This is a genomic window from Natronorubrum daqingense (assembly GCF_001971705.1).
Classification (GTDB): Archaea; Halobacteriota; Halobacteria; order Halobacteriales; family Natrialbaceae; genus Natronorubrum; species Natronorubrum daqingense.
This window is the reverse complement of sequence record NZ_CP019327.1, coordinates 897,139-922,537: the sequence shown is the minus strand read 5'-3', so window position 1 is coordinate 922,537 and position 25,399 is coordinate 897,139. Positions and strand designations below refer to the sequence as shown.

At 61.1% G+C, this 25,399-nt stretch carries 22 protein-coding genes; 8 read left to right on the top strand and 14 right to left on the bottom strand.

Going from position 1 to position 25,399, the window contains the following annotated elements; translation table 11 throughout:
* Positions 1 to 17: 17 nt before the first annotated feature.
* Complete coding sequence (gene hflX / locus BB347_RS04510) at positions 18 to 1,319, bottom strand: GTPase HflX (protein ID WP_076577981.1); 1,302 nt, start codon at positions 1,317 to 1,319, stop codon at positions 18 to 20.
* 343 nt (positions 1,320 to 1,662) lie between these two features.
* On the opposite strand from hflX, the gene BB347_RS04505 reads away from it, so the two are divergent.
* Positions 1,663 to 1,977, top strand: coding sequence for an FUN14 domain-containing protein (locus tag BB347_RS04505; protein ID WP_076577983.1), 315 nt, complete (start codon positions 1,663 to 1,665; stop codon positions 1,975 to 1,977).
* Between the two features lie 74 nt (positions 1,978 to 2,051).
* Here the strand turns inward: BB347_RS04505 and BB347_RS04500 are convergent, their stop codons facing one another.
* From BB347_RS04500 to BB347_RS04470, 7 genes are all read right to left on the bottom strand, one after another.
* A complete protein-coding gene (locus tag BB347_RS04500; protein WP_076577984.1) occupies positions 2,052 to 2,777 on the bottom strand; it encodes a ribosome assembly factor SBDS in 726 nt (241 codons plus the stop codon).
* A 122-nt stretch (positions 2,778 to 2,899) separates the two neighbouring features.
* Positions 2,900 to 3,658: an archaeal proteasome endopeptidase complex subunit alpha gene (psmA, locus tag BB347_RS04495; RefSeq protein ID WP_076577986.1), complete on the bottom strand. Its 759-nt coding sequence runs from the start codon at positions 3,656 to 3,658 to the stop codon at positions 2,900 to 2,902.
* 4 nt (positions 3,659 to 3,662) lie between these two features.
* On the bottom strand, positions 3,663 to 4,148 hold the full coding sequence (locus BB347_RS04490) for an Rpp14/Pop5 family protein (RefSeq protein ID WP_076577987.1): 486 nt from the start codon (positions 4,146 to 4,148) through the stop codon (positions 3,663 to 3,665).
* A complete protein-coding gene (locus BB347_RS04485) occupies positions 4,145 to 4,786 on the bottom strand; it encodes a class I SAM-dependent methyltransferase (protein WP_076577989.1) in 642 nt (213 codons plus the stop codon). Before BB347_RS04485 ends, BB347_RS04490 begins: the two co-directional genes overlap by 4 nt.
* Complete coding sequence (locus BB347_RS04480) at positions 4,770 to 5,474, bottom strand: RNase P subunit p30 family protein (RefSeq protein ID WP_076577990.1); 705 nt, start codon at positions 5,472 to 5,474, stop codon at positions 4,770 to 4,772. The genes BB347_RS04485 and BB347_RS04480 overlap by 17 nt, the downstream gene beginning before the upstream one ends.
* 344 nt (positions 5,475 to 5,818) lie before the next feature.
* Entirely contained in the window at positions 5,819 to 6,637 is an 819-nt protein-coding gene (gene tbsP, locus BB347_RS04475; RefSeq protein ID WP_076577992.1) for a transcriptional regulator TbsP, read from the bottom strand.
* 390 nt (positions 6,638 to 7,027) lie between these two features.
* Positions 7,028 to 9,136 carry a hypothetical protein gene (locus BB347_RS04470; RefSeq protein ID WP_076577994.1) on the bottom strand — a complete coding sequence of 703 codons (2,109 nt, stop codon included), beginning with the start codon at positions 9,134 to 9,136 and terminating at the stop codon, positions 7,028 to 7,030.
* Between the two features lie 225 nt (positions 9,137 to 9,361).
* On the opposite strand from BB347_RS04470, the gene glyA reads away from it, so the two are divergent.
* On the top strand, positions 9,362 to 10,609 hold the full coding sequence (gene glyA / locus BB347_RS04465; protein ID WP_076577996.1) for a serine hydroxymethyltransferase: 1,248 nt from the start codon (positions 9,362 to 9,364) through the stop codon (positions 10,607 to 10,609).
* Positions 10,610 to 10,766: 157 nt separating this feature from the next.
* On the opposite strand, the gene BB347_RS04460 is transcribed toward glyA, so the two are convergent.
* The gene (locus BB347_RS04460; protein WP_076577998.1) at positions 10,767 to 12,218 is read right to left on the bottom strand and encodes an APC family permease; all 1,452 of its coding nucleotides are present in this window, start codon (positions 12,216 to 12,218) and stop codon (positions 10,767 to 10,769) included.
* Between the two features lie 189 nt (positions 12,219 to 12,407).
* Here BB347_RS04460 and BB347_RS04455 point away from each other — a divergent pair, with 189 nt between their 5' ends.
* Complete coding sequence (locus tag BB347_RS04455) at positions 12,408 to 13,301, top strand: bifunctional methylenetetrahydrofolate dehydrogenase/methenyltetrahydrofolate cyclohydrolase (RefSeq protein ID WP_076578000.1); 894 nt, start codon at positions 12,408 to 12,410, stop codon at positions 13,299 to 13,301.
* Between the two features lie 39 nt (positions 13,302 to 13,340).
* Here BB347_RS04455 and BB347_RS04450 read toward each other — a convergent pair whose 3' ends face one another.
* Entirely contained in the window at positions 13,341 to 14,066 is a 726-nt protein-coding gene (locus tag BB347_RS04450; protein ID WP_076578002.1) for a DUF7117 family protein, read from the bottom strand.
* A 95-nt stretch (positions 14,067 to 14,161) separates the two neighbouring features.
* Complete coding sequence (locus tag BB347_RS04445) at positions 14,162 to 15,184, bottom strand: lysylphosphatidylglycerol synthase transmembrane domain-containing protein (RefSeq protein WP_076578004.1); 1,023 nt, start codon at positions 15,182 to 15,184, stop codon at positions 14,162 to 14,164.
* A 272-nt stretch (positions 15,185 to 15,456) separates the two neighbouring features.
* Between BB347_RS04445 and BB347_RS04440 the strand changes: the two genes are divergently transcribed.
* The 5 genes from BB347_RS04440 to BB347_RS04425 all read left to right on the top strand — a co-directional run bounded on the left by BB347_RS04440 (position 15,457) and on the right by BB347_RS04425 (position 19,583).
* Positions 15,457 to 16,269 carry a hypothetical protein gene (locus BB347_RS04440; protein ID WP_076578006.1) on the top strand — a complete coding sequence of 271 codons (813 nt, stop codon included), beginning with the start codon at positions 15,457 to 15,459 and terminating at the stop codon, positions 16,267 to 16,269.
* A 454-nt stretch (positions 16,270 to 16,723) separates the two neighbouring features.
* The gene (locus tag BB347_RS19225; protein WP_168170928.1) at positions 16,724 to 16,870 is read left to right on the top strand and encodes a hypothetical protein; all 147 of its coding nucleotides are present in this window, start codon (positions 16,724 to 16,726) and stop codon (positions 16,868 to 16,870) included.
* Between the two features lie 456 nt (positions 16,871 to 17,326).
* Positions 17,327 to 17,602, top strand: coding sequence for a PadR family transcriptional regulator (locus tag BB347_RS04435; protein ID WP_076578009.1), 276 nt, complete (start codon positions 17,327 to 17,329; stop codon positions 17,600 to 17,602).
* 211 nt (positions 17,603 to 17,813) lie between these two features.
* Positions 17,814 to 19,106: an MgtC/SapB family protein gene (locus BB347_RS04430; protein ID WP_076578011.1), complete on the top strand. Its 1,293-nt coding sequence runs from the start codon at positions 17,814 to 17,816 to the stop codon at positions 19,104 to 19,106.
* Between the two features lie 84 nt (positions 19,107 to 19,190).
* Positions 19,191 to 19,583: a hypothetical protein gene (locus tag BB347_RS04425; RefSeq protein WP_076580103.1), complete on the top strand. Its 393-nt coding sequence runs from the start codon at positions 19,191 to 19,193 to the stop codon at positions 19,581 to 19,583.
* Positions 19,584 to 19,588: 5 nt separating this feature from the next.
* On the opposite strand, the gene purD is transcribed toward BB347_RS04425, so the two are convergent.
* The 3 genes from purD to BB347_RS04410 all read right to left on the bottom strand — a co-directional run bounded on the left by purD (position 19,589) and on the right by BB347_RS04410 (position 25,336).
* Complete coding sequence (purD, locus tag BB347_RS04420; protein WP_076578013.1) at positions 19,589 to 20,881, bottom strand: phosphoribosylamine--glycine ligase; 1,293 nt, start codon at positions 20,879 to 20,881, stop codon at positions 19,589 to 19,591.
* A gap of 87 nt (positions 20,882 to 20,968) precedes the next feature.
* Positions 20,969 to 23,665: a DEAD/DEAH box helicase gene (locus BB347_RS04415; RefSeq protein WP_076578015.1), complete on the bottom strand. Its 2,697-nt coding sequence runs from the start codon at positions 23,663 to 23,665 to the stop codon at positions 20,969 to 20,971.
* A 3-nt stretch (positions 23,666 to 23,668) separates the two neighbouring features.
* Positions 23,669 to 25,336: a ribonuclease H-like domain-containing protein gene (locus BB347_RS04410; RefSeq protein WP_076578017.1), complete on the bottom strand. Its 1,668-nt coding sequence runs from the start codon at positions 25,334 to 25,336 to the stop codon at positions 23,669 to 23,671.
* Between the last annotated feature and the right edge of the window lie 63 nt (positions 25,337 to 25,399).

The following is a 25,399-nucleotide window of genomic DNA, read 5'->3' as shown; positions in this document are numbered from 1 at the left end:
GGACGGCTGTCGGGAGACTACACCGATTCAGCCGTCGTCGTCCCCAACTCGCTCGCACGTGATCGTGCCTGCTCGATCATCGCGGGTCTCGCTTCGAACGTGATGACGACGTCTTCGTCACCGTACGTCACGTCGTCGACGTGGCCGTTATCGTGAATCCACGACACGACGCTCATCGTCTCGTCCGTCATCGGAAGCAACAGGCGCTCTTCACGCCACTCCGGCAATTCGTCGTCGATTCGCTCGAGGAGGGCGTCGACGTTCGCTCCCGTCTTCCCGCTGACGGCAACCGGATTCGGGGCGAGCGACGAGAGCGCCTCACGCTTTTCGGCGAGTTCGTCCTCGTCGACTTTGTCGATCTTGTTCAACACCGTGACGATCGGTGCCTCGTTGCGTTCGTAGAGTGTGTCGTGGCTGGTGACGAGTTTCTCGTGAATCTCGTCGACATCTTCGCTAACGTCGACGACGAGCAAGACCAGGTCCGCACGGTAGACCGAGTCCAGCGTCGACTTGAACGATTCGACCAGCCAGTGGGGCAGATCGCTGATGAACCCAACCGTGTCGGTCACGAGGACATCACGCGGTTCGATCGCTGCACGTCGGGTCGTCGTCCCCAGCGTGGTGAACAGGTTATCCTGCGATTCGGCCGTCGCCTCGAGGTCCGGGTGGAGTCCCTCGTTTTCTTCGACGGTGAGGTCGTCCGCGAGTCGGCGCAAGAGGGTCGATTTGCCGGCGTTTGTGTAGCCGGCGAGAGCGACCAGATCGAACCCGGAGTCGCGTCGGCGTTCTCGCCGATGCTGTTCGGTCTGTTCGATCTGCTCGAGTTCGTCGTTGATCCGGCTGATCTGGTCTTTGATGTCCTGTTCGCGGCTCTCGTCGTACTCTCCCAGACCCATGAATCCGGGGTGCTCGTCCCGTTTGGCGAGGCTGGTTTTCGCCTCGGCTCGAGGGAGTTCGTATCGGAGTTCCGCGAGTTCGACCTGAAGCTGTGCCTTGCGCGTCTGGGCTCGCTGGCCGAAAATCTCGAGGATGAGCGTGAACCGGTCGATGACCTCGACTCCCGCATCGAAGAGCTGTCCCAGATTGTACGTCTGATAGGGGCCGAGTCGATTGTCGAAGATAACCGTCGTCGCCTCGGTCTCGTCGACGAGCTCGGCGAGCGTTTCGGCTTTCCCCTCACCCAGTTGCAACGCGGGATCGGCCCGTCGCGATTGGGTGACTTCGCCGACGACAGTGTACCCTGCTGCGGCTGCAAGGTCCCGGATTTCGCTCGTATCCGCGACGCCGGAATCGACGCGTTTCGCGATAATAGCCTTCATACAAACCTCGAATGTGTCGTAGTCGATTCGGACTCGTGTCCGTCCGTTCGCGAGACGTGGGGCTCTCCGGACGACGACGATCCTTCGCTAGCCCACCGTTCGTCTCGACGTATCGATCGAGACATCCGCTGGCCGTCACTCGAAACGATGTCGGGCGAACACCTCCGTTGGACGAATGCTGACCATACGCGTGAATACGTGTCCGAGCGTCTTGAATCCCATGCTCAAGTCACACTCACGAGTCGTCCAATCGGTGAAATGCGCGTCCCATTTGCCGTCAGAAATGGGGGACGGCGTCGGTTTCAACCACAACAGTAATTGTCATTGGCACATATGTGAAACCGTGGTTGTAGATATCGATCCGTCGACGCTCGGCCTGGAGTTTGCCGGAGGTGCGATTATCGGTGCGGTTCTCGGATTTGCGACGAAGCAGGTTGCCACCCTCGTCGCCATTATTATCGGCATTCAGTTGATGGCGTTTCGATATCTCGAGTCACAGGATATCGTCGCCGTCGACTGGAACCGTCTCTCAGCGGGCCTTGTCGAAACGCAGGAACGAGCACAAGCGGAAATTCACTGGCTCGAGTCGGTCCTCTCGATGCTTTCGGTCGGGGCCGGGTTCACGAGCGGGTTTTTGATCGGGTTCCACCGAGGGTAGCGAAAGAGGCCACTCGCTGAGAGTCACGTCTCGTTTCGGGCGTGAGACCCTCCCTCAGCGAGTTCGTAGCGTATTCACCGAGTCTGGAGGTCGTCTTTGTCCTTGACGAGTTCGGTTTCTGCTTCGCCACTTGAGTGTTCGTTGACGACATCGTAGAAGTCGTTTTGCATGCCCGCTGGGAACGTGATGGCCCCGATCCACGAGCCGTCGGGTTGCCACTCTTCGCGCTCGAGATCGCCGAAGGAACGAACCTTCGCCTGTGCGCTCCCGGCGTACTCCGCGGGGATCTGGACGGCGATGGTCACCTCTTCGAAGCGAATCGGGATGACGGGACGTAACGCGTCCAGGGCCTCGTCGACTTGCTGTTCGACCGGTTCCATCGGATCGACCGTGAAGCCAGCCTCCTCGAGGGCGTTCTCGATCCGTTCTGGGGGATGGGGCGCGTTGTCCATCTGTGGATTGACCGCGTTTCGTGCGATCGTGTTGATCAGTTGCTTGCGCTTTTGTTCTTGCATCTCCCGACGCTGTTCGGCCGTGATCTGGATCTCACCCTGCTTGATCACTTCCGGGATGATCTCGAGCGGGTCGGTCGTCTCGAAGACCGTCTCGAGATCGTCCTCGGCAGGTCGGTCTCCTCGTGAGGCGTTTTCGAACACGTCCTCTGCAGCGATCACGTCCTCGAGGTCGTCGTCGAACTCGCCCCGTTTAATTTCGAGTGCCGCGTCAGGATCGACTAACACTTCGAAGCGCGCCCCGTGGGACTCGAGTTGCGCCGTCACCGCCTCGTCGAGCGATATCATACCTGTGAGTTCCGTCGGACGGGTAAAAGAGCTTTTCCTGATCACTCGGCGGAGATAGACGCACGAACCCGCGAAAAACGAGACTCGAAACTGCAAGCGACGTCCGCGGTGAGTTGTCTCGATTACTCTGCGTCTTCGTCGTCCTCACCGTCGTCGAGGAGGTCGTTTTCCTCGAGGTGAGATTCGATCTTGTCGTAGTCGAACTGCTCGAAGGACTCCGTTTCGACGTCGACCGTCGCGAGGCCGACCTCGTTCGGCAGGAGCGATCCCTCGTTGACCGAGGCGAGCGCGTCGAGTGCGAGTCCGATGCCACCGTCGAGATCCGCTTCTTCGTCGTAGTTCTCCTCGAGGTACTCCTGTAAGTCGCCGCGGTCTGCACCGACGGCGAGGGCCTTCCACTCGTAGGGGGTCCCGGACGGGTCGGTTTCGAACAGACGCGGCTCGCCGTTGTCGATCCCGCCGACGATTAGGGCGACGCCGAACGGACGGGCACCGCCGACCTGGGTGTACTGTTGGATGTGATCGGTGACTTCCTTTGTCAGCGTCTCCACGCCGATTGGCTCGCCGTAGCGTAGCTGGTTGACCTGCGTCTGTCGGCGCGCGAAGTCGATGAGCTGGCGAGCGTCGGCGACGTGGCCGGCGCTGGCGATGCCGACGTGGTTGTCAGCCTTGTGAATTTTCTCGACGCTCGAGTCCTCGAGCAGCGGAGAGGGAACTCGTTTGTCGACGGCCAGTACGACGCCGTCGCTCGTTCGGACGCCGATGCTTGCTGTTCCTCGCTTGACCGCCTCGCGAGCGTACTCGACCTGGTATAGTCGGCCGTCGGGCGAGAAGATCGTGATGCCTCGGTCGTACGCCTGCTGTTGTTGTTGTCCCTGCATAGTATCACGCTAAATCGTAATCGAGGTCTGTCGCACCCGTGAACGTCTCATCGAGTCGCACGTCTGTAGATCCATCGCGCACAACGGCGACTCGCTCCTCGTTCCCGAACACGACGTTTCTCTCTTCGGAATCTTGCCCGCGTCGACCTAAATAGTTTTCTTCAGCGGCACGGATCGTGCCACTGATACCACAGACCCGAATTCCGACCGGAGAACCGTCTATCTCGTCGATACAGGCGACCGCTGCCCGCCCAGGTTCAGTCTCACCGCGGCGGACGCGAACGATCGCTGTGCCCGTTCCATCGCCAAATTCGAACCTGACGACCGTCATATCGGCTCGAGCGCTGCCCGGATCCCCCAGTAAATTCTGGGCCGCGTACCAACACTCGCGTTGGAACGCCCGCCGATCGATCGAAACGTCCGGCCAACTCTCGAGTTCGATCGCGAGATAACGCCAGCGCGGCTGGAGGTGTTTTGGCAGGTGTTTCATGCGGAATCGAGAGCGTCAGTGTCGTCCGCTCGGGTCGTCGCCCGTTCCGCAACTAGGACGCCGACTTGTTCGTGGACCTGTTCGACTGCGGTGAGCGAGAAACCGGCGTCGGTGAAGGCGTCCGCGAGGACGCCGACGGTCGCCGGATCGTCGACCTCCGGCGAGTAGTACGGCTCGTCCGGATCCGGTTCGCCGAAGAACATCACGTCACCGAGGACGAACGTCCGGGGCTCGAGGGCGGCGATCGTCGCGATCGCCTCGCGTTTCTCTACATCCGAGAGGTGATGGAGGGCGTAATTCGAGGTGAGTACGTCGACCTCGCCGTCGTAGTCGGGTTCACGGAAGGTCCCGTGGCCAAATGAGACGTTCTCGAGTCCACGCTCGTCGGCCTTGGCTCTGGCCTCGTCCATCATCGCTTCGCTGATGTCCCGACCGACGACGCGCTTCGCGTCGGCTGCGAGCGAGAGGGCGATCGCGCCGGTTCCAGTGCCGAGATCGAGAACGATATCGTCCTCGCTCGGATTCGCGTGTTCGACCACGAGGTCCGCACACGTCCGATACTCGGGTGATTTCGACTCGTCGTAACTCGCCGCCTTTTCGTCGAACCTCGCGGCGTGTTCCTCAGGACTCTTCGTCATATCTCCCCCGTTCGACGCCCGGCTCAATGAACGACTCGGAGCGAATCGCTCGGTTTCGTTCGGCGAGGTGGCCCCACTCGGCGAGCCCCGCTTCGATAAACTCACTCGAGAAGCCCAACTCCTCGCCCAGCGCAGCGAGTTCGCGCGGGGCGCGCATCTCGAGGTGCGATCGGGGATCACCACTGACGACGTACGGCGCGTCGTAGTAGTCGACGATCTCCTCGAGTTTCTGCAGCGACTGAATCGCTCGCACTCGTCTACCGCCGCTTCGTCGGAGCACCCCCGAGAGGTCGAACTCGAGGCGAACGCCGTTCTCGACGGCAGCTTTCACGATCACGTGATTGACGTCACCACCGCCGGCCATCGGATGAGCGAGAACGTCGACCTTGTCCGTTTCCACCGCGAACCGGTTCATCGCGTTCGAACCGCCGTGAACCGCGAGGATCGTCTGTTCCGTTCGATAATTTCCAACCGACCCCCCGGCCTGTTCGGGGGAGTCGGCTCGTATCTCGAGGCCCGTCACGACGTCGACGTCGTACGCCTCGCGGATTTCCTCGGCGTCGTACTCTCCACGCGAATCGTGGTGGTTGCGCACGACCACGCCCTCGAAGCCGTAATCGGCCGCCGTCTTCGCGAGTCTGGCGACCGTGCTCTCTCCGTCGGGATGGGCGTGGACGGCCTCGTACATACTCGAGTCGTCTCACGGCGACAACTTGGGCATTGCGCCATCCATCGGACAAAAACAGCCGGCCGAGAGCACGCTCGCCGGAATGTGGCGAGCGTGCGACCCGGGGAAGGGCAGGTTGTTATCCGAAGACGACCGCGAGCGAACCCGAAGGGTGAGCGAGCGGGCCGACGACTGATGTGGAGTGCGCGGCGCGTAGCGCCGCGACCAAGCGAACGGCGAAGCCGTGAGCCGCGTCGTGAACGAAACAGAAGAAGGAGTGCTTTTTATAAACATTTTACCGAGTGACGACGCCCTGTGCGACAGCGATGCTGTCGTCAGGTCGTCAGAACGCAGAGTAAAATGTTTTAGTTGAGAATCGACTGCGCGACCGTCGCGAGCTGACCGTTGTCCGCCTCGCGGAGTCGATCGTCGCCGATCGTCAGGCGCAGTCGCGGGCGACCGACGTCGATCGGAACCTTCTCGGTGTCGATGAGACCCATGTCCTCGAGTTTGGTCTTGGTTCGGCTGAACGTTGCTTTGGACGCGATGCCGACGTCTTCACCCCACTTGCTGATGTCGTACAGCAGGGCCTCGTTCTTCGCCGCGACGAGCAGCGAAATGGTTACTTCGTCGAGGCCGTCGCCGTCGCCGCGGGCGGTCTCGAGCGAGTTGAGGATCGAGGTGAAATCTTCCTCTGCCTCGGGACTGATCTCGTCGGCGAGGGTCTCCTGGACGTCCGTGATCGGTGGCGTCCGGAGGTTGAACTGGGTGGCGTCCTCCCAGCGGCCGGCGTACGTGTCGTACGTGTCGGCGACGAAGCTCTCTTCGTCGGTGACGAGGCCGCCGACGCGGTCGCCGGCGTGAACGATCGCGATGACGCGTTCGTCGGTGCTCAAAAGCGAGTTTTCGGGTGCTTGCTCGAGCGTGCGAAGTGCGAGTGCGTCCTCGCTGATGAGGTCGGCAGCGTTCGAGGCGATGATGAAGTCGCCCATCACATCTTTGAGTGTTCGCTCGTCTGCGAGCATGTGAACCGACGGCAACTCGCCGTCGAATGCGGTCGCGACGGAAACGAACTCTTCGATCGCATCTGCGGACGGATTAACCATGTATACGTCCCCAGATGCATCCTCGAGAACAGATTCGAGGATATCGTCAATCTGGTGGTTGAGTAAATTCGAGGCCATGACTATACAGAAGTAAACGAACGGATGTTACTTAATTTTGGTGGCCGTTTGACCACCAGAACATCCAATCGCGACGGGACACCGGTAAGTTTTGTCTCAGATATCGTCAATTTCCCGATCAAATCCGGATGGAAGTCCGATACTTGTTAACCAATTGTCTAGATAGGACGTTCCGTGTTACAGTCTTTCCTTCGGCATTGTCATCGTCATTGTATTGTGGATAATAATTATATATGCTACCGTAGTACTGTTGGCTCGTATGGGTGCTAGCTACGAACAGTGTTCGTCGATTGGTCGGAAGTTGTATCGTTGGGGGTCAACGGCTGATGCGCGTCGGTTCCCGCTAGTGAGTGCAAAGCGTGTCAGTACGTACGGTGGTCCCTAAGCTGCTTACTGGACAAAGTGCGACCAGATATCGTTCGACCAGTAGACGTCGCCGTCGTAAATTACCGACGCGTCTGTTTCCTTGAGGACCGTTGCAACCTCACTCGAGGTGAGCGTCATGTTCGACTGTGTCCCGCTGAGGTACGCAAACTCGTTTTCTTCGGTGTGGGGGTAGTAGTACGACCCCGTTGCTCGTGTCGAGTAACAATCGAACGTCACGAAGTACCTCGAGGGTTCACCGTCGAGTGCCTCGAGAGTGATCGTAATCGGAAGCTGGTTTTCACCGTGGACAAGTGAGTGAGTTCCGTCGCCGACGACGGCGTAGTCTTTGCCCATCATGATTCGTCTGCGTGCGAGGCGAAGCGCGCGTTCGAAACTGAATCCGTGGACGAGCAGTTTGGCGAACATCGAGCCCACTTTGACCGCGTGTTCGTTCAGAACTTCTTGAAACGTTACTGCACCGGCCACGCTGCCGTTTTCGATCAGATCGACCCCTTCGTAGTAGGAGCCACACGCGTTGAGGAAGAAGGTCTGTGCGTTTGATTCGTCCACATTCGAGGTCGAGAGCGAGCCGTCCGTACAGCGAAGTCCATCGGTTTCACAGTGGCCGATGTAGTGGACGAAGTCGTGGTCGGCTTCGAACACACGGGCGAGTTCGCTCGACGTAAGCGATTCGAGGACGGTGACGTCCATCGAGAGCTCCGACGATCGTTGCCGGTAGATACTGGCGACGTCATCGTGTTCGCAGGCCATCTCGGGATCGTTCAACACGATACAGATCGACGTCGTCGAACTCGGGCCTTCGATGTACTCGAGTCGATTGTGGTAGGCCTCCGGTGTCGTGTTGAAGACGTCGATTGGAACACCGTCGGCGAGCCATCCGTGGACGCGACCTGTTTTGAGGTCGGGTTTGACGATATCGACGGACGCGACGGCACCGTTCATTGCACCCCTGGTGTCCGCGTTTTCGGGAGAACGACCGGCGCGGTAGAAGTCCTCGAGCGATCGTTCGACGAGTTCTTTCCCCTCGAGTTCGGATGTCTGTGGCATGTAGATCATGCTCATCCGATCGAGCAGGAACGGGAGGGCCTCGACAGTATCGTACGTCGGGGCGACGTACGTCGAGAGGTGCCAATCCGGGAGTCGGTGTTCGATTGCAGCGTAGGGAACGTCGAGGTACGCGGCGAGTCGTTCCCGTGGCGGGGCATCGTAGAGCCCCTGTGCGTCGACTCCGAGCGCGTCGATGACGTTGAGTTCGGCCAGATCGGTACCGTGGAGACCGACGTTCCGGACGAGGCAATCGAGGAAAAACGCCTTTCGGAGCAACTGTTCGACGTCTCGCTCGAGTTTGGGCATCGATGAGAGTTGCGTTTCGATCGACCCGTCGGTCGAACGAAGCGTCGGTTCGTTCGATTCGGTTCCGCGGGCATCGAACGGGACGATCGTCGCCTGAAGATAGTAGGCGAGGGGTGCGATCACGTAGAGCGTCTCGTAGTCGGCTGGTACGAGGAGTTCGATACCGGTGTCGATACGCTTCTCGCGGACGGTGTCGGGAATTTCGAGGTGGTTGCCGCGCTCGAGGAGCGGTGGGTGGCCTCGAAGTGTCGGGTACGTGCGATCCGGGCTGTCGGTTTTGTGTGCTGTAGCGAGGTGGGAAATCGCAGTTGCAAGTTCGGTCGGCGAGTCGGGGACGGTAATCGTCTCCGTCGGAAGTTCGTGACGACTCCGAAAGCCGACGATGACGCGGGTCCGTTCGGGAAAGGTAACGACGGTTTCTTCGTAGCCACCGGCCTTCGAAATGGTCGCACTGCCGGAGAATCGAAGGTACGTTTTGATCTCGGCGTCGATATCGACGACGTACTCGTCGGGGGCGAGCGACAGCGGGGTGCCGTCCGGATCGAGTTCGTGTTGCGCTGTTGTGCTGAGTGAACACGCGTAGGTAACGGCGTGGGGGAATCGCAGTTCGTCCGTCGTAACGACGACCGTCTCGTCGACGGGGCGCGGGATGTCCGGACCTGGGCCGTCGACGACGAGCGTCTCACCGTGTACCGACAGTTCGGTGTTGTCGGCGTCCGTCACACGGAGCGTATTATCGCCCATCGCCCACTCTATCATTCGGTTCGCTGAATGTTTCTCTGCAAAGTTAGTTGTATCGGGTGTGTCACGACAATATCTGCCATTACGATCGTGAAACGTCGGAAATGAGGAATTTGAGCGGTTAATACCCGACCACGCCTCTTTCGATTGGATCGTGACCGAACCGCTGTTCTGGAGGCCAAGTAGTGGCCCCACTTGCCGAAGACGGGTACACTTATACACTCGCCAGCCGGCACATCGGACATGGAACACGAGCACGTACGGGAGGTCGATCCCGCCGTGGCAGATGCACTCGAGGGTGAGGTCGAACGCCAGCGATCGTCCCTGCAGATGATCGCGAGCGAGAACCACGCCAGTCAGGCGGTTATCGACGCGCAGGGAAGTGCGCTGACGAACAAGTACGCCGAGGGCTATCCCGGTTCCCGGTACTACGGCGGCTGCGAGTATGCCGACGAGGTCGAGCAACTTGCCATCGACCGTGCGAAAGAGCTCTTCGGCGCCGAGCACGTCAACGTCCAGCCCCACTCGGGCACCCAGGCCAACCAGGCCGTCTACTTCGCGATGTTAGAGCCCGGCGACAAGATCCTCTCGCTGGATCTGACCCACGGCGGACACCTCAGTCACGGCCATCCGGCGAACTTCGTCGGGCAACTCTACGACGTCGAGCAGTACGAAGTCGACGCCGAGACGGGCTACGTCGACTACGAGGGGCTCGCAGAACAGGCCGAGGAGTTCGAGCCGGACATCATCGTCTCGGGGTACTCCGCGTACCCGCGCGAGATCGAGTGGGGGCGCATTCAGGAGGCCGCAGACAGCGTCGACGCACTCCACCTCGCCGACATCGCTCACATCACCGGTCTCGTCGCTGCGGGCGTTCACTCCTCGCCGGTCGGCACCGCCGACTTCGTCACCGGTTCGACCCACAAGACCATTCGCGCCGGTCGCGGCGGCATCGTCATGTGCGACGAGGAGTACGCCGACGACATCGACGCCGCCGTCTTCCCCGGCGGACAGGGCGGGCCGCTCATGCACAACGTCGCCGGGAAGGCTGTTGGCTTCAAAGAGGCCCTCGAGCCCGAGTTCGAGGCGTACGCCGATCAGACGGTCGCCAACGCGAAGGCCCTCGGCGAGCGTCTCGTCGAGAACGGTTTCTCGCTCGTCTCAGAGGGAACGGACAACCACCTCGTCCTCGTCGACCTCCGCGAGAGCCACCCCGACACGAGCGGCGGCGACGCGGAGGAAGCGCTCGAGGACGCCGGAATCGTCCTCAACGGGAACACGGTTCCCGGCGAGACGCGCTCGGCGTTCGACCCATCGGGTATCCGCGCGGGCACGCCCGCACTGACGACTCGCGGTTTCGACGAAGACGACTGTCGCAAAGTCGGTGAGTTGATCTCCCGCGTCATCGATGCCCCCGAAGACGAAGCCGTCATCGAAGACGTTCGGAGCGAAGTTGAGGACCTCTGTGGCGCGAATCCGCTGTACGAGTAAGTAGTCGATTCGGTCGATCATCAGCGTTCGGTCGCGTCGCTTTTTTCCGCTACTCGTTGTCCCGGCCCACTTGCCGCGGGCATCCAGCGGTTCCACCGAGTACTCACACCAGTTTCCATAGCGGGCGACCGTTTGGTGGATACGTGAGTGTTCTCCCTCAGTCGTCGCTCGAGTCGCTCGAGTCGGCACCGATCGACTCGTGTTTGTGCAGGAGTGACATCTTTTCGCGGAGGTCTTCGTCCTCGTCGCCGTACGTCCGAATTCGGTAGACGTACAACAACGACATTACCAGAATCCAGCCGAACTGGAGCACCAGTGCCGACGGTGCGCCCAGTGCGACGAACACCATGAACACCGCGGAGACGACGACGTTGCCGACGGCGACGACTTTGAGCACCGGCATCGGGAGTCGGTAGAACGAGTACTTGTACCGATCCGGGAAAATTTTCGGGAGATTCCACAGCGCGACTCCGCTAATCATGAAGCTGATGAAAATTCCGGTGACCGTGACGGTCACGAGCCAGTCCAACACGTCGACGGTGAGAATCGCCCCGAAGGGGCCCATAAGGGGGGCGGCGAGTAACGGGGGGAGCCCGAGTAACAACAGCGCACGGTTTGGCGTTCCGAACCGATCGTCGATCCCGGCGAAGAATTCGGGAATGACGTCGTCACGGGCCGCGCGCATGATCGTCCGCGAGTAGGACGTGTAGAGCGTGTTGGTCGTCGTCGCGGCCGCAACGAGGGCGCCGATCGCGACGAACGCGATCGCCCAGCCGGGTAAGATTCCTTCACTGACGGCCGCGATACCACCGTCGACGGCCTCACCGTCTTGGGCGATCGCTTCCCACGGGACGGCACCGACCAGGGCGATGATGACGGCAATCGTCAACACTGCCACGAGTGCCATCCCGGCTGCGAGGACGCGCGGGATGTTCTTCGCCGGGTTCTCGAGTTCCTCGCCGATCTCGATGATCATCGCGAAGCCCTGGAACGGAATATACAGCGTCACGGCTGCCAGGAAGAAGGGGGCGTATCCGTCGGCGTACGGTTCGCCTTCACCGGCGGGGAACATCGGTTCGAAGTTCGCGGTATCGAAGGACGTGAAGCCGCCGACGACGAACGTGATCATCGCCGCGATCAACAGACAGACGAGAACGATCTGGATGTTCGCGGCGAGACGAACGCCGACGTAGTTGAACACCAGAAACGCTCCGAGCAGGAGGTAGACGGATACTAGCGTCGGCAACTCGACGAAGACCGGGACGTACTCGGCGAAGCCAAGCGCCGCGAACAGCAGGTACGCCCACACCGACAACACCGGAACTGCAACACCGAGGAATCCCCAGTACGGCCCGACGAGCCTCGAGGCGTAGACGTACGCGCCACCGGCGACTGGGATTGCACCACCGAGTTGTAACAACAACAACATTCCCAGTACCATCGGCACTACCGAGAGTAAGATCGCCAGGACGATACTGGGTCCAGCGACGGCGGCCATCTGTGTCGGGACGATGAAGATACTCATTCCGACTGCCGTCCCAATGAGCAATGCCACCGCCGCGATTGGTCCCACCGTTTCGGTAATCAGTTTAAAATCGTCAGTAGCCATTGATGATATGCTACTACATGGCATGCCATCTGCCTTCAACCTACCTATTGAAACAGACGATACCACTGCGTATCATTCGGGCGTATTACCGACACGATATCCACATCCGTGGATAGTGTGGCCAGCGGACATGGCGATTCTGGGCACGAACCCGAGGGTTGAATAGCCTCGCGGCCGCCCACTCGAGTAATGACCGAGATCATCGACGGCAACGCTGTCGCGAGCGAGATTCGTGAGGAGTTGACGGGTGCAATCGAAACACTGGCCGACGCGGGCGCACGACCGGGATTAGCGACGGTACTGATGGGCGACGATCCCGCCAGCCAGACCTACGTGAACATGAAACAACGCGACTGCGAGGAAGTCGGCATCGAGAGCGTTCACGTCGACGTCGAGGGCGATGCACCGCCTTCGGCACTCTACGAGACTATTGGCAACCTCAACGAGGACCCGGCCGTTCACGGATACATCGTCCAAGCACCCGTTCCAGACCACGTCGACTACAGAGAGGTCATCCGTCGCGTCGATCCAGCAAAAGACGTCGATGGCTTCCACCCCGAGAATGTCGGCCGTCTCGTCGCCGGCGACGCTCGATTCCGTCCGTGTACGCCCCACGGCGTCCAGAAACTCCTCGAGTCGGCTGACGTCGACATCGAAGGCAAAGACGTCACGATCGTCGGTCGATCGGATATCGTCGGCAAGCCACTCGCGAACCTCTTGATCCAGAAGGCTGAGGACGGCAACGCAACGGTGACAGTCTGTCACTCCCGAACCGACGACCTCGGTGAGAAGACCCGCAACGCGGATATCGTCGTCGCCGCCGTCGGCGTTCCCGAACTGATCGACGGCTCGATGATCAGCGAAGACACTGTCGTCATCGACGTCGGTGTCAATCGCGTCGAAGCAGACACCGAGAAGGGATACGAACTCGTCGGTGACGTCGACTTCGAGAGCACGGAAGAACGCGCCAGCGCGATCACGCCCGTCCCCGGCGGTGTCGGTCCGATGACGCGCGCGATGTTACTGTATAATACGGTTAAAGCGGCGAGCCTCCAAGAAGAGATCGACGTGTCGCTTCCCTGACCGACGCTCCCTCCTCTACGGAGCGGTTACTCTCCATATCTAGACGGCGTCGTCGAACTCGAGTGTCTCGAGTCGATCCTGCGCCCGTACGACGGCCTGTTCGTCCCCACGGAGTCCGCTCGCGAGGTCGCGTGTGGCGTCGACCAGTTGATCTGCTCGTTCCGGTGCGACGTCGCCATCGAGCATCCGGACACGCGTGACGTGATCGTCGAGCGTCTCGAGGGTGGCCCGTTCGGTACTCGTGAGGGTATCGTTGTCGACCCAGGTTCGAACGTCTCGGCGGTATTCGTCGACGGCGGTCGCGTAGGCGAGTCCGCGAGCGCTGCGAAGCGACGGCGGAATTTCGGCTGCCGGTGGGCGGTCACCCTGATCGGCGTCGCGAAGTAAGGAGAGGAAGTAGAGTTCCTCCCGTTCCTCGAGGCGAAAGTCTCGAGAGACGATGTCGGAGACGTGGAGTAACTCGAATGCGCTCAGGTACGTGTCGTCCAGATCACGCAGCGATCCACCGTCGATGAAGCCGCGTCGACGAACGTACTCGCGACACTCCTCGCTCGCCCGGTCTGCGACGTCGTCGCTCGAGTGTTCGTCGAGGTCGTTTCGAACCCCCGTGAGGTCGAACGTCACCTCGAGGTCGGTGTGTTCGGCACGTTCGTTTATGCCGACGCTGTGGAGACTTCCACACGACGGGCAATCGATCTCGCCGGTTTCGTAGTACGACCACCGGGTTCCACAGTCAGTGCACTCGCGCTCGCCCCGTACTTTCATAGCGAGACGTACGTCCGGGAGCCCAAAAACCACACCGGAGTCTCGGTTACGTCTCACTCGAGCGTGTCTGATAGTGCGGACAGCGGATGTCGCAGTCAGTGACTCGCATATGAGTCTCGAACGATTAGGCTTGCGGTCGAGATCCCACCGACACCGATCGTGAGCCAGTACGTACAGAGCCGGTAGATGAGTGCGATGGTGAACGCCGCTGCCGGGTCGAGTTGACCGAGGGTCGTGAGTCCGGCGGTGACGATTGCTTCGACACCACCCGTTCCACCGGGTGCCGGAACGACGGTTCCCAGTTTGCCGAGTGCGACGACGATGGCGACGACGGGTAACGATAGTTGATGGCCAAGTGCCATCGCGCCGATGTAGACGGGGAGCATCAAGAACGCCATCCCGAGGTGGGCGTAGATCGTCGCGACGACGAGCGTGCGTCTGTTGGTCGTGATCGTCTCGACGGTCGTGTAGAACCGATCGAGGCGCTCTCGGATGGTCACCTCCGAGAGTTGCGTGGTGAATCGGTCCGTGAACCGCCCGGTGGCGACACGGACGATGCCAGCGAACCTAAGCACGATTCTGTAGACGAGCGACGGTCGGCGAACGACGGTGAGGACGACCGACGTCACGACGACGAACAACACACCAAAGGCTGTGAACTGCGCGACCATTCCGTTACTGAGGGCACCGGAAACGGTGATTATCGTGAGGCCGAGGAAGCCGAACGTGTAGTAGGGAACGTAGTTCAAGAGGTCTGCAGAGAGGATACTCGCGAGTCCATCTTCGTAAGCCATCTCTCCGTTGCGAGCGACCAGGTAGGCGACGAACGGTTCTGTCGTCACTTGGCCGTACGGCGTTGCGTATTTGATGAACATCGCGCTGAGAAAGACCCCGCAGATCACTCGCCGGGACATCGTCGTGTCGACTAGTGTGATAAATCGCTCCCACACCATACCACGGAACGTGAGTGCGAGTAACCCAGAGAGGAATCCCAAACCGAGCAGTCGAACGTCGGCGCCGGACAACTCGTCGACGATTCCCTGGCTGCCAACGAAATAGACGAGGAGGGCGAGGAGGGTAAGGGCGAACACGAATCCGAGGGCCATTCGACGCTTCACGTACGTACCAACGCGCCAACCATACAACTATTTTATGAATTTAGTGGCCATTATGTTTATTACTGTCCAGTAGAGAAAGGAAAAACTCCGGGAGGAATAGAGGGTAATCGAAAAGCCGCGGTAACGGCCCGATGTGTCGCTCTATCGGCAATTACCGAAAAAACAGTTTTCCGGGGTGACGGTCACACCATCTTGGAGGATGTTCAATACGTGATTAACAGGCGGCAGTTGCAGGCCGCACTGAAACCAACGGGAACGTCCTATCCAGAGATATGTCCGATTCAGAACTGAACCGACGTAAGTTCGTGGCCGCAGCAGGTACCGCAAGTGCACTCGTCCTCGCCGGCTGTGCTGACGATGGAAACGGTGACGATGATGACGACGGAGCCGAAGAAGAGGAAGATCCGGCGACAGAAGACGATACGGACGACGAAGACGACAACGGTGACGAAACGTATGCGCTCACGGTAACCGTCGAGGACGACGGTGAACCCGTCGAAGGCGCGACCGTCGAACTCGAGGAGGCCGACGACGACCTCATGGACGACGATGAGGACGAAGACGAAGAGGAAGAGGAAGAGGAAGAGGAAGACGACGACGATCTCCTCGATGACGACGAGGAAGACGACGATCCGGAAGAAGCCGAAACCGACGCGTCGATTCAGGAAGACGACGATCCGGCCGCAGACGAGGATGAGGACGAAGACGACGAGGACGAAGACGAAGATGACGATGATCTCCTCGATGACGACGAGGACGAGGACGAAGACGACGATGAGGACGACGAAGACGAGGAGTTCCCACTCGAGGAGGAAACCGACGAAGACGGTGAGGTCGAATTCGACGACCTCGAGGACGGCGAGTACACGGTGACCGCTGAGTACGAAGGCGAAGAAGCCGAAGACGACGTCGAAATCGACGGCGACGACGAAGAGGTCACGCTGACGCTGGGTGAAGAAGCCGAAGACGACGATGCCGCCGCAGACGAGGATGACGACGAAGACGACGAGATGGACGACGACGATATGATGGATGACGACGAAGACGATGCGGCAGACGACGGTGACGAAGACGACGCACTCTAGGTCACACTGAGTCGGCTCAGAAAGACATCACCTCGTGGTGTTTTCCCGTCAGTCAAACGCCCGTGACAGACGTTTTTACCGGTCCAAACCCACGCATGTGAGATCCATCTGTCACTCCCTCGAGTCGAACTGACGTTAGTGACTCCCGGGAAGAAACGGTACTGGCTTCGCTCATTCAGTGTTACTTCACTCGAGTCACACGGACGTGTTCGTTTTTTCGGCCGTTGTCGTATCCCGTGTCAGATTGTACTGTCGTCTGCCGACGAGCGTCAACCGCGCGAACCGTTTCACGAACAAATCGATGACTGACTCCTAAAACCGTCACCATCCTTGTGACGACACGATGCGTGACGAGTCACATACTGGCCAGCTCCGGATACACTCGAGATTGCTGTCACGGTCTGGGCGAGCGAACGCGAGGGCTTTTTTCCGTGTCGCGTCCGTAGTGTGACGTATGCGAGACGAAGAAGAAATCCGGGAGCAATACGAGTTTCTCACCGAACACCTCGAGAGCGAGGAGATGAACCACGAGGGTGTTAGAGAGATGTTCACGTACTACAAACGCGCGATTGGCTGGGTTCTCGAGGAAGAACACATCTGATTGTCATCGAATCTGAACGTATCATCGCTCCGCCCGGTGTCGTTACCTTTAAGTACACTCGGCAAAATCGTTCACCTGACGCTTCGCTTGGAGGGCCGAAGCGTCAGCGGGGACCAATTCAGGGCGGCAAGCACTCGCGTGGCATTTTTCCGCCACGCGATCTGCTTTCCTGTTTCGATACAATTCACTCAGTCAAAACATTGCTTTTTAGTAACGCAGTATCGTCTCCGTAGACGGAGTTTATTCGCTACGCGATAGTATAATAATACGGAAAATATCTACCCGGACACTAAACATGAATCGAGCGTTACCTATCCTCCGGTGTCGATTCATCACCGCCGTTATCATTTGGCTAAATCGAAAATGGCAACATTCGTCTGTAATAGTGCTGTTTCAGTCGAAACAACCCGATAGCCTTATTAAAATTCGACAGTAAGTGCAAGTGGTACTTACCCAATGTACGACCTGACAGGATTTCAGCGTGACTTGCTGTACGTCATCGCTGGCGAGGAGGAACCCCACGGACTGGCAATTAAAGAAGAACTCGAGCAGTATTACGAGAAGGAGATCCATCACGGTCGATTATATCCGAATCTCGACACGCTCGTCGACAAGGGCCTCGTAGAGAAAGGCCGGCGTGATCGACGAACGAACTTCTACACGCTCACTCGACGCGGCCGGCGCGAACTCGAGGCGCGTCGTGACTGGGAAGGACAGTACGTCGAACTATAGGACGTCGGTCGGTCAGGGTCGGGGATCGCTATCGATGCCGTCGTTTTTCGCGTGGGGTCGTTCAGCGACGGTTCGTTCGAGGGTTACTCCGATTCGAACGGACTGACGGGACGAACGCTGGCATATAGTTGGTGTCGGATTGCACTTCTCGAGAGGTGGCGGTGCTCGTTTCGCCACCGTACATATATGGACTCGTGGTGAACCACCGCTAGTGAACGAGGTGACGTTACAACTCGTCGAAGCGCCACTCGAGGAGACAGTCGTTCGGCTGGCGCTCGCCGGCGCACTCGGTATGTTCCTCGGCTTGGAGCGAGAGTGGTCTCAGAAATCGGCGGGTATTCGCACGTTCTCACTCATTAGCTTGCTCGGAGCAGTCTTTACGCTGCTCGCGACGGAGACACAACTCGGTGAAGGGTTGCTCGTCCTCGGAGGCATCCTCGTCATCGTCCAGGGAATCATGCTCGCAATTCAGGGGCTACTGAGCGAGGAAAACGCCGGGTTGTCACTCACGACGTCGGTCTCGATGCTCGTCGCGTACGGAGTTGGTGCACTGGTCGCAGCCGACTTCGTCGTCGAAGCCGTCGCCGTCGCCGTCCTCTCGTCGCTGTTGCTCGTGCTCAAACGAGAACTCCACGAGTTCGCGTGGGGGCTCTCCAGAGAGGAAATGCGCTCGACGACCGAGTTCGCTATTTTGGCGTTCGTCGTCTATCCGCTCCTCCCGGCGGAGTGGACGCCCGAAATCGCCGGTCTCACGATTCCACTCGAGCCACAGGTCATCTGGCTCATGGTCGTCGCAGTCGCCGGGATCGGTATCGTCAACTACGCGATCGTCTCGACGTACGGCGGCCGTGGAATCGCTGTCACGGGGTTTTTCGGCGGGTTAGCGTCCTCGACGGCAGTCGTCGGGACGATGCTCGATCACGTCCGACAGCGCCCCGATGCCGCGTCGTACGCTGTCGCAGCGATTCTCCTCGCGAACGCGGCGATGGCGTCGCGTAATCTCGCTATCGCCGTGGGATTTACGATGGGCGGTGAGACGGCGATCCTGTTCGAGTCAATTATTCCGCTCGGTGCAGTTATCGTGCTCGCGTTCGCCATCGCCGCGATGACTGCAGACTGGCGTGAATCCGGTCCGATCGAACTCGAGAGTCCGTTCTCGCTGAAGAACTCGCTCGCGTTCGGTGCCGTCTTCCTCGTGGTGCTCGTCTTCGGTTCGCTGGCCGAAACCTGGTTCGGCACGCTTGGGTTCTACGCAACTGCCGTCGCGAGCGGGTTCGTCTCGAGTGCCGGAGCGACCACCTCGGCGGTCGTCCTCTATCGTGGTGGCCAACTCGGGGCGACCGAAGCGACGATCGCTATCCTCCTCGCCACGGTCTCGAGTATCGTCGTCAAGGCGCTACTCGCAGCGACGTCGACGAACACGAACTTTCGTAGGCAGGTGGCAACCTACAGCGGGATGCTCTTACTGGGGGGTGCGCTCGCGTCTCTCGTAATCGTTGTTTGAGACGAAACGTCGCGATCCGTCGCGCGTTACGTCGTCATACGAAAGCCTCGGCGTCTTATCGCTTCGACACGAGTATCGTGGATGATGATTGGGGCACTAACGGTCGGCAAAAAGGCGGTGACGTTCGGGTACAAACGCTACGGCCTTCCGGGGGCAGTTGCATCGGGCGGGATCGTCCTTGTCGGGTACCTTGCCGTCCGGAGAGCGCTCCGTGGGGCGGCCGAGGCCGACGAGGACTCGATCGGTGCGGCGATCGATGCAGAACAAATCGAACGCGCGATCGATCAGAACGGGATCCAGGCGGTGACCAACGTCGGGACGCTCGAGGAGGCGATCGATACGGACGAACTGCGTTCGAACGTCGATTTGTCCGACGTCCGATCGGATGTGGAGTCGTCGATTCCAGAGGATTCCGAGGAGTTCTCTGAGGAGTTCGACGAGTACGACGACGAGTACGGCCAACAAGCAGGAGGCTGAGACGATTACTCGCTTCGGAGTTCGTCCATGTGGTCGATTCGCTGCTGGACGAGGTCGGGTTTACCGATGTCGTGGCGCATGTGTAATCCGTCGTCCCCGGCAACCGCGAGGGCGTCTTCGGCGATTGCTTCGGCCTCGGTAATCGAGTCCGCCAGTCCGACGACGGCGAACGAACGCGAGGTCGTCGTGTAGATGCCGTCGTCGCGTTCATCCACACTCGCGTAGAACAGATACGCGTCTCCGGCGCTCTCTTCGTCGATCTGTACCTTCGCACCGGCCTCCGGGTCCGTTGGATACCCGTCCGGGACGGCGTACTTACAGACCGTCGCCTGCCCGCCGAACTCGAGTTCCGGCGGCGCGTCGCCGTCTCGAGCCGCGATCAAGACGTCCAGGAAGTCGGTCTCGAGGACGGGGAGGGTGTTCATCGCCTCGGGGTCGCCAAAGCGGGCGTTGAACTCGATGACTTTCGGGCCCCCGCTGGTGAGCATGAACTGCCCGTAGAGAATACCACGGTAGTCCTCGAGGGCGTCGACGGTCGCCTCGATGATCGAGACGGCCGTCTCGTAGTCGTCGTCGGTCATAAACGGCAGTTCGTTCGTCGCCGCGGAGTAACTGCCCATGCCGCCGGTGTTCGGCCCCTCGTCTCCTTCGTACGCGCGCTTGTGATCTTGGACGGCGGGTGCGGTCCGGAACTCGCCGTTGGCCACGAACGCCTGAATCGTGACCTCCTCGCCGATCAGTCGCTCCTCGAGGACGATCCGGTCGTACCCCGACTCCCGAATGTACGCTTTGCCCTCCTCTGGCGTCACCTGATCGCCGATGACCTTCACACCCTTCCCGCCAGTGAGGCCAGCGGGTTTGATCGCGAGGTCGCCGTCGTACTCGTCGACGAACTCGCAGGCTGCGTCCATGTCGTCGAACGTCTCGAAGTCCGGGCAGCCGGGAATGTCGTGTTCGTCCATGAACCGGCGCTGGAACGCCTTGTCCGTCTCGATGCGGGCGTCCGACTGCTTCGGGCCGAAGGCGTAGATGCCGGCGGCCTCGAGTTCGTCGGCGACACCGGCCTCGAGCGGGCCTTCGGGACCGATAACGGCGATCGTCGCGCCGATTTCCTCGGCGAACTCGACGACGGCCTTCGGATTGGTCGTCTCGAGCGTTTCGAACTCGCTCGCGATACGGGCGATGCCGGGATTTCGATTCCCGGCGCAGGCGTAGAGGTCGGCCTCACTGTCGTCGAGCGCGCGGGCGATGGCGTGTTCGCGACCGCCGCCGCCGATCAGGAGCACGGTCTCTGGCATGGTCGATAGCGGAACGCACGAACCTGTAAGTGTTGCTCTTTTCTCGAGTCGAACCTATGCACGGATATGAGTACCCGACGCTGAGACTCACGCGTAAAATAACGGTGGCCGTCGGTCTCCGCCGTGGCCCTCCTCGGACGCGTGTTCCTCGAGCGTCTCGGTATCCGCGTTCCCGAGCAGTTGATCGAGTACGTCGACTGCCGCGCCGCGGTGGAGGGGCTGATTGTCGTTGCCACACTGCTCGTCCATCACGCAGGCGGGACAGCCGCCGACGTTGCCGCAGTCGCAGTCGGCGATGAGATCCCGTGCGCGTTCGGCGACGGCCTCGTAGTTCTCGTAGATGGCTCGAGCGAAGCCGAGGCCGCCTTCGATGCCGTCGTAGATGAACCAGCCGCTCGCCGGTTGGTGCTCGAGGCCCATCGCGATCTCGCGGACGGTGGCCTCGGCCGCGGCGATGTTCTTCGGTGCGTCCTCCTCCGTTGCTCGTCTCTCGCGTCGTTCATCTTCACCCGACTCCCCGTCGGGGTCCAGGTGGGAATCGATCGTCAGCGTCGCGAGGCCGCCCAGATCCCGTTTGTCGACCATCAACTCGAGGGGCGCGACGCCGATCGTCGCGTGCTCTGCGGCGTGGAGGCCGCCCGCGTAGCCGAGGTGGGCCGTGCCCGCGAAGCCGCCCTCGAGTTCGGGAATCGAGAAGTCGCGGTACTTCTCGACGAGGGCGTCCTCGACGGCCTGGGGCACCTCGAGCCAGCACAGTTGCGTGTCCATCGACAGGGGCGGGTTGTCGGTCGGAATCGCTTGCTCTTCTTTCTGTCCGCCGTGGATGGCGACCTTGTCGTAGGTGCCGTGGTAAACGAGCACTCGCCCGCGCCCGAAGTGGAGCGTGAAGTCGCCGATTTCTCGAGACTCTTCGGAGACCGCGTCGAGCACGGTTACGTCGGTTTGCGTGCGCGTGTAGTAGTCCGCGTTCGTGGGCCGAAGCGTCACCGACGGCTGTGGCGAGTCGTGGTCGACGGCGGTTACCTCGTATTGTCGGCCCTGGTGCAACCGAACCGCGCCTTCGTGGAAGTCCCGCAGCACCCGTTCTTTCGCCAACGGCTCCATCTCCGGGTCGGCGTCGCCGTCGTATCCCTCCTCGAGTGCGACCTCGTACTCCTTGCCGGTCGTCGCGTACAGCGAAATCGATCGCTGGGGCCGCGGCGGGCCGACGTAGGAGACGCCCGTCTCGAGGTGGCCCTGTAGTTGGCCCGCTCGTCGCCACATCTCGACGGCTCGCTCGAGTCGCTCGCGCTCGGCGAGGGAGTCGATATCGCGTTCCCCGAGCGCGAGTTCACTGGCAGCACAACGCAGGTGCTGGGCGAAAACCGCGTCGTTGTCGACGTCGACGACGGCGTCCTCGACGTCGTTCTCGAGGAGGTACTCCGGCGTGTTCACGACGTACTGATCGAGCGTGCGGTGCTCGGCGACGAGGACGGAGAGCGCTCGATTCTCGCCCCGACCCGCCCGACCGATTTGCTGCCAGAACGACTGACGCTGGCCGGGGTAACCGAGTTGCACGGTCGCGTCCATCTCGCCGATATCGATTCCCAACTCGAGGGCGTTCGTCGAGGCGACGCCGTCGAGGACGCCCGTCTTGAGCTGGTGTTCCGTCCCGTGGCGTTTGCGCCGCGAGTGGCCCGCGTGGTAGGGTTCGAGCGCGCTCCCTCGGTCAGGATTCGCGTAGTATCGCTGCCGGTCGTGACGATACTTCGTGGCGCGTTTGATGGAGAGTTCGGCGAGCTTTCTCGAGGGGGTGAACAACAGCGACTGCGCGTCGTGATAGGTGAGGTGTGAGAAGACGCGCGGCGCTTCGACGGTGGCGGGCAGGCGCTCGAGGATGCCATCCTCGCCGTCACTCGCAGCGTGATCGGCGACGTTCTCGTCGCCGTCGCGCCACTCGTCGCGTTCGTCGGCCGTGTCGTCTCGAGTCCGCGGCGGCGGATTCCAGAGGACCAGATCCCGCGGTCCGCGCGGAGAGCCGTCCTCGTCGACGACGGTGACCGATTCGTCGATCAGCGCCCGCGAATGCTCGCCGGGGTTGCCGATCGTCGCGCTTGTGAGCACGTACTGGGGTGTAGCCCCGTAGTACGAAAGCACACGTTTGAGCCGCCGCACGATCCAGGCGACGTGCATGCCGTGGACGCCCGTGTAAGTGTGTGATTCGTCGATGACGAGGAGATCGCACGCGCCGAGAAACCGCGCCCAGCGGTCGTGGTCGGCGAGGTACGTGTTCACGCCGGCGAAGTTCGTGATGATGACGTCCGCCTCCTCGCGAATTCGTTTGCGATTCGTCCCGCGTTCGGTGTCGCCGTCGTAGACGGAGACAGTGATGTCGAGGCCGAGTTCCTCGAAGAGGTCGTTCAAACTGGCCTCTTGATCGCGCGAGAGGGCTTTCGTCGGATAGAGCAGGTACGCCGTCGACTCCTCGCCTCGAGCCTGCGCCTCGAGGTAGTTTCGTGCGATTTGGAGCGCGTAGACGCGAGTCTTTCCCGAGGAGGTGCTCGTCGCGATGCAGACGTGTTCCTCGCGTGCGAGCGCCTCGAGCGCGCGAGCCTGATGGGAGTAGAGGTCGTGCTCGAGCGAGTCGGCGAGGGCGGCTCGGAGGACGTTCTCGCTCGGGACTCGCGTCGCGTCTCGGCCCGGGCGCTCGAGGATGGTCGCACTGCCGGGCGAGCCGGGGAAGGTTTCGACCAGCTCGTCGCCGGTGACCGGGACCGCAGAACGCGACTGTCGTTGGTCGCTCATGGATTAGAAATCACTCAAGCCGCTTTGCTCGGTTTCGTCCGCCTCTGTCGTCGCCGTGGCAGCTGAACTCGAGTCGGATCCACCCTCACTCGAGTCCGCACGACTCGCGTCTCGAGTCGCTGGGTCTCGAGTCACCGGGGCGGTGGTCGACTCGTCCGCAGAAGCCCCATCGTCTCGAGGCGCATCCTGCAGGCGCTCGTAGACGTGCCAGAGCGCCCGGCAATCGTCCTCGCAGTAGGCTTCGTGGCGTTCCCACTCGAGTGGCTCCCCGGTTCGCATGAATCGCTGGTAGGCAGCGGCAGTTTGCGCCCCGTCGAGGCCGGTCTTCGCGCCGTCGAAGCCCATCGCGTCCGCGACGACCCCGAGTTCGTTCGTCCGGCCGGGGAGCAACGCGTGCTCGTTCTTCGCGGCCCACCAGTAGAGGTCGAACTTCGGGATGGATTCCCACTCTTCGGCGTAGTACGGGGCGTGCTTCGCGACGAACGAGGTGAGGTGCCGGTAGTCGAACCCCCAGCCGTTCCACGTGAGCAGCGCGCGATTCGGATGGACGCCGAGCAGCCAGTCACAAAAGGCCTCGAGCACCGGTCCCGGATCGGAGGGGTCCTCGCGTTCGACGAACGCGCGATACTCGTCGGCCGCGGGGTCGTAGACGCCGATCTGCCAGAGAATCGTCGGCGAGAGGCCGTCGGTCTCGATATCGAGACACAGCGGGGGCGTCGACCAGTGCTCTCCCGGCAGCGACTCGTCGGTCAGCCGGCGCGCCTCGCCGGTCTCGAGCACCCGCGCGTGCCGGTGCATCGTCCGGGCGCGTTCGGCACCGACGCCCGAGAGCGACGCAAGCGTCTCGAGGGAGGCCTCGAGCAAGCCCGTCCGCGTCGTTACCCCTCGCTCAGCGAGTCTGGTGGCCGTTTTCGGGCCGATTCCGGAGACTGACTCGAGACCGAAATCGGTCACGTCGTCGGTGTCGACGGACGAAACCCCGTTCGCGTCCAGTTTCAGCGTCGCGATCGAACGACTCTCGCCGTACCCCTCCGCAGGCCCCGCTCCCCGAACGCGAACCGAAACTGACTCCGAATCCAGTGGATCGACGGTACCGATCGGGTCGTGGTCGACGGCTCGAACCGATCCGGACTCGGCCTCGAGGTGCCAGAGGGCGTCGTACCCGGCCGGTTCGCTGCCGGTCAGTACGGTCGTTACGGCCCCCGTCGGCGCGACCGATGCCAGCGTTTTCGCGCCCTCGAGTTCGGCCGCGAGTGCCGTCGGTCGAACGGTCGTCGTCACGTCGTCACAGATGAGCGGCGGACTATCTGCGTCCACGGATCTGCGGGCGAGCGTGCTCGAGGCGGTCTCTCGATCGGCGTCCATGGCTCGCAGACTCGGTGCGACGGTGAGATCGAGCGCGTCACGCTCCTCGATAGCCTCGTTCTCGCCCCCCTCGAGTGGCTGTCGCTGAAGTGGCCCATCGCCGGTCGTCTCGAGTGGCGGGTGGAACACTGCCACCTCGAAGACGCTCCTGGCGCGGGCGAACGCCTGCGGTTCTCGAGACGGGCCGAGCACCCAGACGGCGTCCGGCTCGCGGGTGCTCGCGAGGTCCTCGAGCGTCGCGACGGGTCGGTTCTCGAGTGCCGACGGTGGGAGGGCGAGGACGGTGACACCGACTCGAGCGGTCATCGCTCGTCGGGACGCCCGCGGGAATAAAGAGGGTTTGGACAGCGAAGTGAAAGTGATCGGAAC